The organism is Paenibacillus woosongensis, assembly GCF_030122845.1.
Taxonomy (GTDB): domain Bacteria; phylum Bacillota; class Bacilli; order Paenibacillales; family Paenibacillaceae; genus Fontibacillus; species Fontibacillus woosongensis_A.
Genome location: NZ_CP126084.1, coordinates 4,738,335 through 4,755,111, shown reverse-complemented (window position 1 = coordinate 4,755,111; position 16,777 = coordinate 4,738,335). Strand labels below are relative to the sequence as shown.

General features: G+C 51.9%; 10 protein-coding genes. 7 read left to right on the top strand and 3 right to left on the bottom strand.

The annotated features are described in order from the left end of the window. Positions 1-63: 63 nt before the first annotated feature. Positions 64-1,533 carry a VanW family protein gene (locus QNH46_RS21985; RefSeq protein WP_283926014.1) on the bottom strand — a complete coding sequence of 490 codons (1,470 nt, stop codon included), beginning with the start codon at positions 1,531-1,533 and terminating at the stop codon, positions 64-66. A gap of 222 nt (positions 1,534-1,755) precedes the next feature. On the opposite strand from QNH46_RS21985, the gene ftsE reads away from it, so the two are divergent. The 5 genes from ftsE (at position 1,756) to QNH46_RS21960 (ending at position 8,471) form a co-directional block, all read left to right on the top strand. Further along, entirely contained in the window at positions 1,756-2,442 is a 687-nt protein-coding gene (gene ftsE / locus QNH46_RS21980; protein WP_155612555.1) for a cell division ATP-binding protein FtsE, read from the top strand. Next, on the top strand, positions 2,432-3,346 hold the full coding sequence (gene ftsX, locus QNH46_RS21975; RefSeq protein WP_283926013.1) for a permease-like cell division protein FtsX: 915 nt from the start codon (positions 2,432-2,434) through the stop codon (positions 3,344-3,346). The genes ftsE and ftsX overlap by 11 nt, the downstream gene beginning before the upstream one ends. 129 nt (positions 3,347-3,475) lie before the next feature. Continuing rightward, positions 3,476-4,696, top strand: coding sequence for a murein hydrolase activator EnvC family protein (locus QNH46_RS21970; RefSeq protein ID WP_283926012.1), 1,221 nt, complete (start codon positions 3,476-3,478; stop codon positions 4,694-4,696). A 200-nt stretch (positions 4,697-4,896) separates the two neighbouring features. Further along, the gene (locus QNH46_RS21965) at positions 4,897-6,360 is read left to right on the top strand and encodes a S41 family peptidase (RefSeq protein WP_283926011.1); all 1,464 of its coding nucleotides are present in this window, start codon (positions 4,897-4,899) and stop codon (positions 6,358-6,360) included. Between the two features lie 746 nt (positions 6,361-7,106). Beyond that, on the top strand, positions 7,107-8,471 hold the full coding sequence (locus QNH46_RS21960; protein ID WP_283926010.1) for a PDZ domain-containing protein: 1,365 nt from the start codon (positions 7,107-7,109) through the stop codon (positions 8,469-8,471). Between the two features lie 954 nt (positions 8,472-9,425). On the opposite strand, the gene QNH46_RS21955 is transcribed toward QNH46_RS21960, so the two are convergent. Both QNH46_RS21955 and QNH46_RS21950 read right to left on the bottom strand, forming a co-directional pair. Then, positions 9,426-10,292: a flagellar motor protein MotB gene (locus QNH46_RS21955; RefSeq protein WP_283926009.1), complete on the bottom strand. Its 867-nt coding sequence runs from the start codon at positions 10,290-10,292 to the stop codon at positions 9,426-9,428. Beyond that, the gene (locus tag QNH46_RS21950; RefSeq protein ID WP_283926008.1) at positions 10,289-11,125 is read right to left on the bottom strand and encodes a flagellar motor protein; all 837 of its coding nucleotides are present in this window, start codon (positions 11,123-11,125) and stop codon (positions 10,289-10,291) included. The genes QNH46_RS21955 and QNH46_RS21950 overlap by 4 nt, the downstream gene beginning before the upstream one ends. Before the next feature lie 275 nt (positions 11,126-11,400). Here QNH46_RS21950 and uvrB point away from each other — a divergent pair, with 275 nt between their 5' ends. Then, positions 11,401-13,395 (top strand): excinuclease ABC subunit UvrB, encoded by a 1,995-nt coding sequence (gene uvrB, locus QNH46_RS21945; protein ID WP_283926007.1) that lies wholly within the window; start codon positions 11,401-11,403, stop codon positions 13,393-13,395. Positions 13,396-13,663: 268 nt separating this feature from the next. Continuing rightward, a complete protein-coding gene (uvrA, locus tag QNH46_RS21940; RefSeq protein WP_283926006.1) occupies positions 13,664-16,516 on the top strand; it encodes an excinuclease ABC subunit UvrA in 2,853 nt (950 codons plus the stop codon). Positions 16,517-16,777 lie beyond the last annotated feature (261 nt).

The window sequence follows — 16,777 nt, the reverse complement described above, 5'->3', positions numbered from 1 at the left end:
CAATAGTCAAGTTAGGGAAAAAGCCTGATATATTTCCTCGTGGTAAAGTGAGTCCCTTTGCGTTTAAAAGCTTGGCCCCTTTACGCCATCCTCCAGCAGGAGCTTTGGAGCCGTGCGTTCCGAGCCCGGCGTTGATGGTGCCGGAGTGTGTCCCGTGTTTTCAGGTGCAATGGCGATGACGGTCGGCTGAGGCGGATAGGTATCTCGGGATAACTTGACTTTGCTTACGGGTTTGCCGGAAATTTTTGTGATCCGGTAGGATTCGACAATATAGCCGGGTTTGCCTTCGATAATCTTTTCTTCGGTTCCGGGAGCAAGGGAGGGATTAGCAACGTATTTCGTAGGGGCGGGAATCGTCTGGGTAGTGAGGGATTCGACATCATATGTGATGTCGCCCGGCGCATCGCCGAACAGCTTAACGGTCAACTGGTCGTCTTTCACCTGGGAATGAATGAGGAGGTGGCGCCCGGTCGTATTTTTGAAGCGGAAATTGATATATCCCCTCGCAAACGTGGCATCCAGACCTTTAGCAACGTAGCTGACGGGCAGCGTGTGATTGCGTCTCTCCACAATATCCAATCCGGCCAGAATAACGGCATTGTAGAGCGTGCTGGACACTTGGCAAATGCCTCCTCCGACACCAGGAACGAGCCTGCCGCCAAAAATGACCGGGGCCTCCCGGAAGCCGTACTTGTCCTCCGCAGTCTCAATGACCTGCTCGTAATCAAAGGTTTCCCCCGGAGCCAATACCATCCCATCGATTGTGCGTGCCGCTGCTTCGATATTATGCCGCCGGCCTTCCCCGCTTCCGTGCAGACTGGTCGTGAACTCGGTGATCTTCCGCTCGATGCCCTGCTGGTGCAGGCTCTCCAGGGTCACCTTGGGCCGGAGGGTGTAGAGCGGTACTTCAAGAACGGGCAGCCCCTGCTTGGCCTGGCGGGTTCTCTCATTGGGCATGCTCTCTTGGTGCAGAGCCTTCAGACTGCGCTGCCGAATCATGGCTCCAAAGGTAATCCAATCGATCCGGCTGACGGAGCGCTCTGGCAGATACGTGATTTTATCGGCTTGGGAAATGAGGCGCACGGCATCGGTAGGGCTGCCGAAACGGCTCTGCTCCCACTGTGGCGTAAACAGCCTGCGCAATTTTTTTTCGTCCAAATTTACATGCAGTTCCCAGGGCTTGGGGAAATGCCACCTGGCCTTCGCCCGTTTCCATAGAGAACCTTCAAACAATTGGTCAAGCTCGTCGTAGAAATGGGAAGCGTCATATTGCACGCCAAGCTCTTTCCATGTTGTATTGACTTTGGTTTGCTGTACTGTAACGACAACCTTCTCCTGCTCCATTTCCAGGATCATTTCCTCTACCAAAGCCACGGCTTTGTTCCGTTTCAAACTGCCGATGTCCAATCCATTTATCGAGACGCCGGGCGGCACGGTATCCCGGCTGGCATATACAAATATAGTTCCAAAGACAACAGACCACAGAAGCAGAACGCAAGAAAGCAAAATAGTTACAAGGTGCAATCTCTTCATGCGCATCTCCTTTCCAATTCGAGAACATGGCAGCGTACAAACATATATATGATGAAATTCTGGAAACTTTCGGCCGTTCAGGGTACTCAAAAGGTAACATATTTGTTACAATAAAAAACGGGCTGATGAAATAACTCAGCTTTTAAAGGAATTGGCTGGAAAGTGTCGAAATGAAATACAGCAGCCTACAGACTAAGGAATCAAGGTTTAGGACGTGATGAATTGATAGAGATGCAGGATGTTTATAAGACCTATCCGAATGGAACTCACGCCCTTCGCGGCGTCTCGGTTCAGATAGACCGCAATGAATTCGTATATGTCGTCGGTCCCTCTGGTGCAGGGAAATCGACTTTCATGAAGCTCATATATCGCGAGGAAGTACCCACGAAAGGACAAATTTCCGTCAACGGCTTTAATATCGGCAGGCTGAAACAGCGGAAAATCCCTTATGTCCGCCGCAATATCGGCGTGATTTTCCAGGATTTCCGGCTGCTGCCCAAGCTGACCGCTTACGAGAACGTAGCTTTTGCGCTGGAAGTCATCGAAGCGCCGAAGAAAGTCATCAAGAAGCGTGTGATGGAAGTGCTTGATCTCGTCGGGCTCAAGAACAAGGCGAACCGCGATCCGTCCCAGCTGTCGGGGGGAGAGCAGCAGCGTGTGGCCATCGCCAGGGCGATCGTCAACAATCCGTCCGTAATTATCGCGGACGAGCCTACCGGAAATCTCGACCCGGAGACTTCATGGGGGATTATGCAGCTGCTCGATGAGATAAATTTCAGGGGTACGACGATTGTGATGGCTACCCATAACAAAGAGATCGTGAACAGCATGCGGAAGCGCGTTATCGCTATCGAGCACGGGCAAATTGTTCGGGACGAACAGAGAGGGGAATATGGTTATGAGTTTTAACACCCTCCTTCGTCACTTCCGGGAAGGTTCGAAAAATGTTTTCCGCAACGGCTGGATGTCGGTAGCTTCCGTTACGTCCATCGTTGTGTCGTTATTTATTTTAGGCGTGTTCATTTTATTGGTGCTTAACGTTAATGCGTTCGCGGATGATGCGGACAGCATGGTGCAAATCAAGACGTACCTGAATTCCAACGTCGATGACAGCATGCGGCAGAAGCTGCATAACGATATCGCGGCGATGGAGGAAGTGAGCAAGGTTACCTTCATATCCAAGGCGGAGGGACTTAAGGACTTCCGCGAACAGCTCGGGGAAGAGGGCAAGGACTTGCTCGAGGGATATGACGAAAATACGAATCCAATTCCGGATACGCTGCAGGTAGAGGTCGTTGAACCAACGACGGTTCCGTTCGTCGCTTCCAAGATCGAGCAGCTTAACACGAAATATCCGGATGAACCGATATATAAAGTAAGATACGGGCAAGGAACGACGGAGAAGCTGTTCAAGATAACCCGCGCCGTCCGCAATATCGGCTTTGCCTTTGTTGCAGGCCTCGGCCTGATGGCCATGTTCCTGATTTCCAATACGATTCGCGTAACGATATTGGCCCGTCGCCGGGAAATCGGCATCATGAAGCTGGTGGGTGCGACGAATATGTTTATTCGTTGGCCGTTCTTTGTGGAGGGGGCGCTGATCGGGCTGATTGGCTCGGTCATTACCGTCGGCGTTCTGTTCTTCGGATACAACCAGCTGGCCGTTTCAGTCAAAGAGGACATCACATTGGCTTTCCATCTCGTTTCACTGGATGAGGTCGGATTCCAGATCGGGGTACTGTTGATCGGGCTGGGTCTGCTCATTGGAATATGGGGAAGCACAGTTTCTATACGCAGATTTCTTAAAGTGTAATTGAATTGATAGAAAAGCAGCCTTAAGAAGAATTGAACGACTACATCCGGGAATGGCAAGGGATCGGTGCTTTTCTTAAGCCAGAAATGAGCATGCAAGAACAAAATGAAGAAGGATGGGGAAGCGAAGTTGAAAAAGTGGATTTCCGTTGTAGTCGTTGTCGCTTTAGCCGTTATTATCTTCCAGCCTGACAATGGGTATGCTAAGAGCAAAACAATAAACCAAATCGATAAAGAGCTGAAGCAGCTGCAGGAGCAGGCGAAGAAGGCCAAACAGCAGCAGGAAAAGGCCGCTCAGCAGAAGCAGGAAGCTCAGCATTATGTTAACAAGAACACGAATTATCTCAATGAAGTGCTTAGACAGATGGATGTCGTGAGCGCGGAGCTCGCCAAAATTTCCATGCAGATTCATGATACGGAGGAGAATCTCAGAGAGACGGCCGTCAAGCTGAGCGAGACGGAGACGCGGATTGAGGAGCGTTCCGGTCTGCTGGATTCCCGCGTGCGTTTGATGTATACCGACGGGGCGGTATCGTACCTCGATGTGCTGCTGTCATCGACCAGCTTCACGGATTTCCTGGAGCGGGCCGACTCGCTGCAGGCGATCGCGAATCAGGACCAGCTCTTGCTCAAGGAGCATAAGCAGGACAAGCTGCTGATTGAAGAGCAGAAGGCTCAACTGGAGCAGGATTATGCGAAGGTCAAGCAGTTGTATGCGGATGCGGAAGCCCGCAGAAGCGAGCTGCAGCAGAAGGAAATCGAGAAGCAGCAGCTGATTGCGAAGTATCATGCCGAGATCGAGGAATCGGATGATATCAGCGAAGAGCAGGAGAAGCTTCTCGTTGAGCTGGCCACGAAGCGCGCGGCTCTGGAGAAGGAGAAGAACAAGCTCAAGGCAGCGCAAGTGTACACTTATAAGAAGAGCTCCTCTTCCAGCTCCGGCGGATTTAAAGGAAACGGCGGCTCGATGGCGCTGCCGGTCAGCGGCGCACGCTTGTCTTCCAACTATGGCACCCGGGTTCACCCGATCACGGGGACAGTGAAGAAGCATACAGGAATGGATCTTGCGGCTCCGCAAGGGACGGAAATCCGGGCGGCTGAAGGCGGCGTGGTTATCGTTGCCGAATGGTGGAGCGGTTATGGCAATACGGTGATCATCGACCACGGCGACAACGTCTGGACGCTGTACGGTCATATCCGCAACGGCGGCATCAAGGTCGAGAAGGGCGATAAGGTCAAGCGCGGACAGAAGATTGCCGAGGTGGGCAGCACGGGCAATTCGACAGGACCCCATCTGCATTTCGAAGTGCGGATCAACGGCAGTCCTGTAGATCCAGCCCCTTATTTGTAGCGGAATCGTTGGACATTTCTATACAGCACTTATAAAATAGTATTATGCGTTTATAAACGGATACCGTCTATACAGGACGAATATCCGTTTTTCCTTCTTTACTTGTTGTATATATTCCGTACAAGCTAAACATATACTATGATGGTTATTACAGGTGGGCTTCGGGTCGGCCGGATTAAACAGAGGCGGTGATTTTACTCATGTTCAAAGGACGCACAGTTACTTTACTCGTATTGGTTGCTATGGTGGTTAGTAGTCTTCTCACCGTGACTTTGACGGGCCAATGGAGCTTGGCTGGCTCGGGACAGCTGTCCAGTGGATTGTTTGCGGATATTGGCGGACAGCCGAAGAGCGATATTAAGAAAATCGAGACGGCGCTTGATCTGGTAACTAAGAACTATGTGGAAAAGGTGGATCGCAGCAAGCTCGTGGACGGCGCCATCAATGGCATGATGAATGCGCTGGATGATCCCTTCTCTTCATATATGGCCGGGGCAACGGCTCAGCAATTTTCCGAACAAATCGAAGGGTCTTTTACGGGAATCGGCGCGGAGGTATCGACGGAGAACGGCAATGTCGTCGTCGTGTCGCCCATCAAGGGTTCTCCGGCGGAGAAGGCCGGCATCAAGCCGAAGGACATTTTATTGTCCGTGAACGGCGAATCGTTTGAAGGTCTTACCTTGAATGAGGCCGTAGCCAAAATCCGCGGCCCTAAAGGAACGGAAGCCAAAATCAAAGTGAAGCGTGCCGGAGTAGCGGAAGCTCTGGAATTTACGATTGTACGCGCCGATATCGCTCTGGAAACGGTGTATGCCCGGATGGAGAAGGATCATGTCGGGGTTATTGAAATTACGGAGTTCTCGATGAATACGGCGAACCGCTTCAAGAAAGAACTGGAGGCATTGGAACAGCAGGGGATGAAAGGTCTGGTCATTGACGTGCGGAATAATCCGGGCGGTGTGCTGCCGATCGTCATCGAAATGTCGGAGCTGTTTGTGCCAAAAGGCAAAGGAATCGTTCAGGTAGAAAATAAGAACGGGCGCCGTGACGCCACATTATCAGAAGGCTCAGGCAAACCTTATCCGATCGTCGTAGTAACGAATAAAGGCAGTGCCAGCGCCTCGGAGATTTTGGCGGGTGCGCTGCAGGAATCAGCGGGAGCGAAGCTGGTCGGGGAACCGACTTATGGCAAAGGCACTGTCCAGTCGAGCTACTCCCAGGAGATGGGCGACGGCAGCATGCTCAAAATCACGATCGCCAAGTGGCTGACGCCAAACGGAGAGTGGATTCACAAGAAAGGAATCCAGCCGGATATCAGCGTATCCCAGCCGGATTACTTCTCGGTAGCTCCAATTAACAAAGAGAAGACTTTCAAATTCGATACGCTCGGTGAAGATGTGAAGAGCGCGCAAGTCATGCTCAAAGGGCTCGGGTACGATCCGGGCCGGGTAGATGGCTATTTTGACAAGAATACGGAGCGTGCGCTGAAGAAGTTCCAAAGCGACCAAGGAATCCGCGCGGATGGCGAATTGGATGCCAAGACAGCTGAGAAGCTGGAAAGCAAGTTGATTGAGCTGATCCGCGATCCGAAGAATGATGCACAATTGAACCGTGCCCTGGAGGAAATCCGGAAGGAAATAACCCAAGCGGCGTCGAAACCATAAGAGGGCTGATTTCAGCCTTCTTTTTTCTTAAGATGGATTGTTGATGGGCCGTCAAGGTGATTGCTAGAGAACGTTAGGATGATTGTTGGAGACGGGCTCAATTAGCAGGGAGCTATGATGGATCCTGGAGAACGGTTAAAGGTAGGGAGCTATGGTGGATCCAGAAGAACGGTAAATGGTAGGGAGCTATGATGTTTTTGGAGGAGCGTTAAACGGTGGGGGCGGTATGATGGCTGCCATTGGAGCCGTTAGGACCTTGCTGGTCAAAACTTTAGAATGACTGCTAGTGGAGTTAGGATACTTGATGGAGTAACTTTAGGATGGTTGCCGGGGTAACTGTCAGGACGGTCGCTGGTGTAACTGTTATATAATTAAGTGGATCTGTTGTATTTAAAAGCTGCACTTTAACGTTCAACGTATAATTAGCTGGATTTCCTGTACTTAAAATGTGTCTTGCAGGACAGTAAAGTAACAAACAGTAGTTTAGATACAGAAAATACAGCTATTTTTATCAAATCGGCGCAAAAGGATAAAATAGATACAAGCAATACAGTTAAATCGCGAAGTAGAGCTAAGTAGAGCTAAGTAGAGCTAAGTAGACATGAGCAGACCTGGGTAGACCCGGATAGACCCGGATAGACCCGGGTAAACCTGGGTAGTCATGAGTAGTCATGAGTAATCTTGGAAAGTTATGATGATTGATACCGAATGTATTTTTGTAAAACGGATGGGAGCGTGAATACCTTTTGGATACCGTGCTTGAAGTTCTGTGGATGCTGGCTGAAGCGGCAGGGCAGCTTCTCCTGCAGCCATTCTATTATATTGCGATTATTCTAATGATGCTTATTTATAGACGTCAGGTGCTGCTGGAGCGCAAGCTGTTTCATGTCAGGCTGCACAGTTGGGGTGTACAGACCTGGCGGACGGTACTGGGAGGGCTTTTGGCAGGACTTTTCGTTTCGCTTGTCTCGCTGTTTACCGGAATGACTTTAACGGTGGAAGGAATTATCTGCGTTTGGGCTGTTACGCTGCTCCTCCTATTATTCCGCGTCCGCTACTTATGTCTGGCTTATGCTGTGGGGCTGCTTGGCATGGCCCAGTTTATTATTAATTTGGTTCCGGGTTTGCAAGGCCAGGGGTGGACTGCTGAGATATTGCGCGTGATCCGGGAGCTTAATATTCCGGCTCTTTTGTGCCTGGTAGCCGTGCTGCATGTAGCTGAAGGGTTTCTGGTGCGCTGGCAGGGGGCGTCCTTTGCGGGGCCGTTGTTTTTTGAAGGGAAGCGCGGCAAGCTGGTTGGCGGCTACCAATTGCAGAGCCTGTGGCCAGTTCCGCTGTTTCTGATGATACCGGCGCACACGACGGGGGCCATGTTGCCATGGACTCCGTTATTCGGCGGGGAAGCCTGGCAGGAAGGCTTTCAGTGGATTGCGTTTCCGATTGTGATTGGCTTTTCGGAGGTAACTACGGGACTGCTGCCGCGGGCTAAAGCAAAGGTATCTTCTGGCCGTTTGCTCGGCTATGGGATGATTATGCTGGTTTTGGCGCTGTTAAGCGCATGGTGGAGTCCGCTGACGATAGCCGCTGCGCTGGCGGGCATTCTTTTACATGAAGGACTGGTTTGGCTCAGCCGTTTCGAGGAGCAGAAGCGCAGTCCGCTGTTCGTCCATCCTGTTGACGGGCTCAGAGTGCTAGCGGTGCTGCCGGGAAGCCCTGCCGAGGAGCTTGGCATCCAGGCTGGCGAGACGATCATTAAGGTTAACGGCACTCCGGTGGCTACGAAGGAGGAGCTTCATGCCGGGCTTCGCATGAATCCCGCCTTCTGCAAGCTGGAGGTACGCAACCTCGCGGGTGAGAGCAAGTTCCTGCAGCGCGCAATTTACGCAGGGGAGCATCATCAGCTGGGCGCCATTCTGGCGCCGGACGATCAAGCGCCTGTTGCTGTGCGGATGCGGCCGATTGCGCTTTTGCATCTGCTCCGTCCGCGCCGCGAGGGAGAGTCGTTCCGTGGCGGGTCTCGCCGATCCGCCGGAAGGCAAAGGGCCAAGAAGCTGGCGGACAAGCCGCAGCCGTCCCAGCAGCAGGAGCTGGGGGCCGAGACGGAAGGCTAGCGTTTAGCATAGCGGGAGCCGTGGACCTGCAGCGGGTTCGCTGAGTTTTCAGGGCTTATAGGCGGTGCAGGGTTTTCGGGCTTATGAGGTTATGTGGCTTGTAGAGCTTGTGAGGCTTGTAGAGTTTATCAGGTTAGTGGCTAGTAGAGCTTATCTGGTTTATAGACTGATAAGGCTTGTAGGGTTGTAGACTTGAAGGCTGGATAGAAGCGGCAAAGGGCAGTTCAGAGGCATTCCTCTTGAACTGCCTTTTTTAGTGCGTGCGTTTTATGCGGGGAATGGATTGCTTATCGATTTGACAGCTGCTATTTTCAATAAGTCTCGTCTTGAGAAAGGTCAGGGTTGTTTGTAAGTTGCGAGTTCCAAATAAAACTGCGATAATACAGGATTTATCTTATGGAGGTACATATTAGACGAAAATGATGCAAAAGTGGCTCGGCCCCAATAAAAGTGGAGTCTTTCACTCTAATAAATTAGTCTACTGATTTATGACTAGATGGTCAGGATCAGGTAACTGGATGTATTTCATGCAGTTAGTTCATCGCTTCTGACCGTGTTAGAGGGAACTAACTGCAAAACCTGCATTTCGTTTTAAGCAATTTCGACGAGTTAGCTCTATTCAGGTAAACTAGCTGCATGTTTTACACTTAGCGCATGTATTTTTTTTAAAAGAGCTTATCTAGCTGTATAAAATACATTTAGTTTTTAATTGACTGAGTAAAACGAAAGGGCTGGATGGCGGCCACCAACGCCCCGGCATTTTTCTAACAAACCCCAATGCCAACAGCCGAAAGGCGGGATATTACGAGGATTGCCGAGAGTCGCCTAGCTGTTTATTAGTGGGGTCGTTCTGTGCTTCCGTTGCTCGAGTTAGGACGTAAACAAAAAAATGCACCGTGAGCAATACGATGTGCACACGGTGCGAAGTAAAGACATATGAAATGAACAAGCTAACTATTGCTGAAGCTGCCGCAGCACAGTGATTTCGACGCGGCGATTTTTCTGGCGCCCGGCTTCGGTGGAGTTGTCGGCGTCGGGACGGGTGTCCGCGTATCCGGCATATTGAAACCCGTTCGGGTCGAGCTTCTCTGTGTCGACGAAATAGCGAAGCACGGACAAGGCTCTGGCTCCAGACAACTCCCAGTTATCCTTGTATTTCGAGGCATGGACGATCGGCAGATTGTCCGTGTGCCCTTCGATGCTGATGACCGTGTCGAGCGTGCCGAACAGGCTGGCGAGCTTGGACAGCGTTTTGGCTGAGCCTTCTTTGAGCTCGGCTTTGCCTACATCGAACAGGAAACGGTCGCTTAAGGTGATGGAGATGCCCTTGGGCAGATCGGCTACCGTGATTTGATCCTCCAGTCCGTTATCTTTTATATAAGCTTCGATCATTTTCATTAAATTGAGCAGCTCCTCCTCCTGCTTGCGGAAGGCGAGCTCACGCTCTGTAAGCGGTCCTTGCGAGGATGCTCCCAGCGTGGGTTCACTGCCCTGGTTCTGATCGGGACCCTGAGCGTCCTTGCCGTTGTTTCCCTTCTGATTCGTACCAAGCTCACCTCCGGAAGGAGGATTGCGATGCGTAAAGCGGTCGGCCGTGCCGAGAATCCCGCTGCCATTTTCCAGAACCGAGTCCCCGCTTTTGAACGTCTGCTGCAGTGAAGCGGTGACCACTTCATATTTTTCAATGTCGAGACGGCTCATGGCGTACATAATAACAAAGAAAATCAGCAGCAGTGTGATCAGGTCGGCATAAGTAATCAGCCAGCGGTCCTTGGTCTCTGCTCCTTCTCTTCGGCGTTGTCTGTTGTTGCGCTGCCTCATAGGTCATTCTCCATGAAGGAAGTTGATGATGAAGACCTGGACGAGGACGAAGCAGAAGCTGAAGGCACAGAAGCTGGCAGGCCGTCGTTGATATCGGTCAAGAAGGACTCCATTTTCCGCCGTACGAGTAGCGGATGATCTCCATTTTGCACGGACAATACGCCTTCCAGGATCATTTCCATGCGGCTGATATCGTCTTCTCCGCGAGCCTTGATCTTGGAGGCGATCGGCAGGAAGATGAGGTTGGCGCTGGCGACCCCGTAAAGTGTAGCTGTAAAAGCCAAAGCGATCGAGGGGCCGAGTGCCGTAGGCTCCGTCAGACTACCCAGGACATGGATGAGCCCCATGACCGTGCCGATGATCCCCATCGTCGGGGCATAACCGCCGGCGGATTCGAATATTTTGGCATAGCTTTCGTATTTCTGTTGGGCCGCATCCATTTCGTATTCCATAATCTGCTGGACCATTTCCCGGTCCGTGCCGTCAACGACAAGCTGAATCCCTTCGCGCAAATAGGCGTCGGAATGATCGATAATTTTCTTCTCCAGGGAGAGAACGCCTTCGCGTCTCGCCGTCATAGCCATATCGACGATGTCTTCAACCAGTTGCCCCGCGCTCGCGTTCGCGGATGTAAAAGCGAGCTTCAAAGCCCGGGGAATCGTCTTTAATCTGCGCAGGGGGAAGCTGATCATGACCGCGGCAAACGTGCCGCCGAAAACGATCAGAGCAGCTGTAAGCTGCATGAGGCCACCGACCTCTCCGCCCTCCCATAAAAATCCGCCGATCAAGGCGGCCAGTCCAATGATAATGCCAATAATCGTTGCGATATCCATAGATTTGTCGACAGCTCCTATCCTAATACTTACTGATTGCATCCAGAGGATGAAAAAGGTATAATGACATGGGAACACCCATTCCTATTTTGCGTAATTGTGGAATTGGGAATTCGGGTTCTGAGAACAATTGGCTTGTCATTTACGTATTCTTTTCTTAAGTATATAGATTTGGGTTAATATTATAAGGAGGCTTTTGTCCTCCTTTTTGGAAATAATGAAGATATTTTCATTCCCTAGTATTTCATTTTAGACGATAAGGGTGATGTTGGACAATGAGTGATATTGTCTTTAGCAACAATAAATTCGAGATTGTTTCCGATTTCTCTCCCCAGGGCGACCAGCCGTCGGCTATCGACCAGCTGGTAGAGGGTGTCAAGCAAGGCAAGCGCCATCAGACGCTGCTCGGCGCAACGGGCACCGGGAAGACGTTCACGATTGCCCATACGATCGCCAGACTCGGTCGCCCGACGCTTGTGATCGCCCATAACAAGACGCTGGCAGCTCAGCTAGCGAGCGAGTTCAAAGATTTTTTTCCAAACAACTCCGTAGATTACTTCGTTAGTTACTATGACTACTATCAGCCTGAAGCCTATATCCCATCCTCCGACACCTATATTGAAAAAGACTCCAGCATTAACGAAGAGATCGACAAGCTTAGACACTCGGCAACGAGCTCGCTGTTCGAACGGCGCGATGTCATCATCGTAGCCAGTGTGTCCTGCATATACGGTCTCGGTTCGCCAATGGAGTATCGCGATCTCGTGCTCTCTTTGCGGGTTGGCATGGAGCGGCCGCGCAATCAGATATTGAGCCGGCTGGTGGATATTCAGTATCAGCGGAATGATATCAACTTTGTGCGGGGCACGTTTCGGGTGCGCGGCGATGTCCTGGAGATCTTCCCGGCTTCCAAAGGGGAGCAGGCGGTGCGGATCGAGTTCTTCGGCGATGAGATCGAGCGGATCACGGAAATCGACGTGCTGACCGGGGAATTGGTGGGAGAACGCGAGCATGTGGCTATTTTCCCGGCCTCTCACTTCGTTACCCAGGAAGAGACGATGCGCATTGCGATCCAGAATATCGAACGGGAATTGGAGGAGCAGCTCGAGCTGTTCCGCTCGCAGGGCAAGCTGCTGGAAGCGCAGCGCCTGGAACAGCGTACGCGTTACGATATTGAAATGATGAAGGAAGTCGGTTTTTGCTCGGGGATTGAGAACTACTCCGGTCCGCTGACTTTCCGGGAGCGCGGGGCTACCCCATATACTTTGCTGGATTATTTTCCGGACGATTTGCTGATCGTGGTGGATGAGTCGCACGTTACCTTGCCGCAGATCAGGGCGATGTACAACGGTGACCAGGCGCGGAAAACGGTGCTTGTTGAGCATGGGTTCCGGCTGCCTTCGGCGCTGGATAACCGTCCGCTGAAATTCGAGGAGTTCGAGGAGAAGGCGAATCAGCTGATTTATGTGTCTGCGACGCCCGGCCCTTACGAGATTGAGCATACGGATAAAATGGTGGAGCAAATCATCCGCCCGACCGGACTGCTTGACCCGATCATTGAGGTCCGTCCGACGAAGGGACAAATCGACGATCTGATCGGCGAGATCCAGGATCGCCTGGAGAAGGATGAGCGGGTGCTGGTCACCACGCTTACGAAGAAGATGGCCGAGGACCTGACGGATTATTTAAAAGAAATCGGCATTAAGGTGCGCTATCTGCATTCCGATATCAAGACGCTGGAGCGGATGAGCATCCTGCGGGATCTGCGGCTGGGCACCTTCCATGTGCTTGTCGGCATCAACCTGCTGCGGGAAGGCCTCGACCTGCCTGAGGTGTCGCTGGTAGCGATACTGGATGCGGATAAGGAAGGCTTCCTGCGCTCGGAGCGCTCTTTGATCCAGACGATTGGCCGGGCTGCCCGGAACTCCGAGGGACGCGTGCTCATGTACGCCGACCAGATTACGGAGTCGATGGACAAAGCGATCAAGGAGACGGAACGCCGCCGCGCGATTCAGATCGCCTACAACGGGAAGCACGGCATCACGCCGCAGACAATTCGCAAGAAGGTGCGCGATGTCATCGAGGCGACGCGTGTGGCCGAGAGCAAGAGCGAGTACCTGGCCGATGTGGGCAACGGCAAGATGTCCAAGCGCGATCGCGAGGCGATGATCGGACGCCTGGAGGCCGAGATGAAGGAAGCGGCCAAGAACCTGCAATTCGAACGCGCCGCAGAGCTGCGCGACGCTATTCTCGAGCTCAAGGCGGAGTAAAAAAACGAAGATATATAAGTTGAGCTTAAGAGTGGGATTTATAGCAAGTGCGGTGAAATGATTCCGAAGAAGCTACAAGCTTTCTGCAAGAAAGCTGCTTCGAAAGCATGGGCTGCGGTCGCCTTTGTTTTCGGATTTCAACCGTTGTAGAATTTATCAAATCAGGAAATCTGAAAACAACAGCGATCGTAGGAACATTTCCCCAACGCAGCTACCTTTATCCATAGTCCATAACTCAAGTTATATAGAATCAAGGAGATGAAATCTATTGGCCATTGAGAATATAGTCATTAAAGGCGCCAGGGCGCACAATTTGAAAAATATAGATATTACGATTCCGCGCGACAAGTTCGTGGTGCTAACCGGGCTCAGCGGATCAGGAAAATCCTCATTGGCATTCGATACGATTTATGCGGAAGGGCAGCGCCGCTATGTAGAATCCCTTTCCGCCTATGCGCGCCAATTTTTGGGGCAGATGGAGAAGCCGGACGTGGATTCCATTGAAGGCTTGTCCCCGGCGATTTCGATCGATCAGAAGACGACGAGCCGGAACCCGCGCTCCACGGTAGGTACCGTGACGGAAATTTACGACTATTTGCGATTATTATTCGCCAGGATTGGACATCCCCACTGTCCCGAACACGGCATCGAAATTACTTCGCAAACCGTAGAGCAGATGGTAGACCGGATTATGCAATATCCGGAGAGAACGAGGCTGCAGATTTTGTCGCCCGTCATTTCCGGCAAGAAGGGCGAGCATAAAAGCTTGTTCACGGAAATTGCCAAGCAGGGCTTCGTGCGGGTGCGAGTCGACGGAGAGCAGCGTGACCTGTCCGAAAATATCGAGCTGGAGAAAAATAAAAAGCATTCGATCGAGGTGATCGTGGACCGGATCGTCATTAAGGAGGACGTGCGGAGCCGGCTGGCGGATTCGATCGAGACGGCTCTGAAAATGTCCGGCGGACAGCTGCTCGTCGACATTATCGGCCAGGAGGAGCTGCGGTTCAGCTCGAATTTTGCCTGTCCGATCTGCGGTTTCAGCATTGAGGAGCTGTCTCCGCGGATGTTCTCCTTTAACAGTCCGTTCGGCGCCTGTCCGGAATGTGACGGGCTTGGGGCGAAGATGATCATTGACCCCGAGCTGCTCATACCGAATCCGAACAAGAGCATTGAAGAAGGCGCGTTCGAGGCTTGGGCGGGAAGCACGTCCAATTATTATCCGCAGTTTCTCAAATCAGTGTGCGAGCATTACGATATTCCGCAGGACGTGCCGGTCAGCGAGCTGAATAAGGAGCAGATGGACACGCTGCTCTATGGCACGGGCAGCACCAAAGTCCGTTTCCGTTATACGAACGACTTCGGCATGAGCAAGGACGCCTATGTCACGTTTGAAGGAATCGTACACAATTTGGAGCGCCGTTACCGGGAGACGTCTTCCGAAGGCATTCGCGAGTTCATTGAGGAATTTATGGGTTCCAAGCCGTGCGGGACGTGTAAGGGGCATCGTCTGAAGAAGGAGAGCCTGGCAGTAACGATCAATGAACGGAACATGGCTTATGTGACCAGTCTGTCGATAGGAGAGGCACGGGCGTTCTTTGACAATCTGAGCTTAAGCGAGAAAGAGAAGACCATTGCCCATATGATTCTCAAGGAAATCAACAGCCGTCTCGGCTTCCTGGTCAATGTCGGCCTCGACTATTTGACAATGAGCCGCGCAGCGGGAACGTTGTCCGGGGGCGAAGCGCAGCGCATCAGACTCGCTACGCAGATCGGATCGAGCCTGATGGGGGTACTTTATATTCTGGACGAGCCGAGCATCGGGCTGCATCAGAGAGATAACGACCGGCTCATTTCTACGCTGGCCCATATGCGCGATCTAGGCAACACGCTGATTGTCGTGGAGCATGACGAGGACACGATGATGGCTGCCGATTACATTATCGATATCGGCCCTGGCGCCGGCATGCATGGCGGGCAGGTCGTCGCACAAGGGACGCCGCAGGAAGTCATGGACGACCCGAACTCTCTGACCGGCCAATACTTGAGCGGCAAGAGGTTTATTCCGGTTAATACAGAGCGCCGGAAGCCGAACGGCCGCTGGCTGGAAATCAAGGGCGCTAAGGAGAATAATCTTAAGAATATTAACGTGAAGTTCCCAATTGGTGTGTTCAGCGCCGTGACGGGTGTGTCTGGATCAGGGAAATCGACGCTCGTAAATGAAATTTTATATAAAACGCTCGCCCGCGATTTGAATCGCGCTAAGGTACGTCCAGGTCAATACCGGGAAATCAAAGGGCTGGAGCATGTCGAGAAGGTCGTTGATATTGACCAGTCGCCAATCGGCCGCACGCCGCGATCGAACCCGGCAACGTATACAGGCGTATTTGACGATATTCGCGATCTGTTCTCCCAAACGACGGAAGCAAAGGTTCGCGGCTACAAGAAGGGGCGTTTCAGCTTCAACATTAAGGGAGGACGCTGTGAGGCGTGCCGCGGAGACGGGATTATCAAAATCGAGATGCACTTCCTGCCGGATGTGTACGTGCCTTGTGAAGTATGTAAAGGAAAACGATACAATCGCGAGACGCTGGAAGTGAAATACAAAGGGAAGAGCATTGCCGATGTGCTGGAAATGACGGTAGAAGTGGCAACGGACTTCTTTCAGAATATTCCGAAGATTCACCGCAAGCTGGAGACCCTGCTGGATGTAGGCCTTGGCTACATCAAACTGGGCCAGCCGGCCACAACGCTGTCCGGCGGGGAAGCCCAGCGGGTGAAGCTGGCTTCCGAGCTGTATCGCCGGAGCACGGGCAAGACGATCTACATTTTGGACGAGCCGACGACCGGGCTGCATGTCGATGACATCGACCGCCTGCTCAAGGTGCTGCACCGGTTGGTTGATTCTGGCGAAACAGTGCTTGTGATCGAACATAATCTTGACGTCATCAAGACGGCAGATTATCTTATCGATCTGGGCCCCGAGGGGGGCAGCGGCGGCGGTACCATTATCGGCACAGGCACGCCGGAGGAGCTCGCCAAGAATGAGCAATCCTATACGGGGCGTTACCTGAAGCCGATCCTGGAGCGCGATACGAAGCGAACCCGGGAGCTGCAGCTTTAGGATTAGTAAGTATCTAAAGTTGAAGAGGGGCTGTTCAGAGAGTCCTTCTTCGAGTAATTTAAATCAAAACTAAAGCCCAAGAATGTTGATTTTACAGCATTCTTGGGCTTTTCTCATGTAAGGGACTGTGCTAAAAACTAATTTCGGACAGTTACCTTGGTGTATATGAGTTCTTTAAGAGGGTTCTGTCCGGTAAATGTCCTCTTTTTTTCCATTTGTTGTGTGATGATTATGCTAATCTAGAAATGTACAAATCCAGAT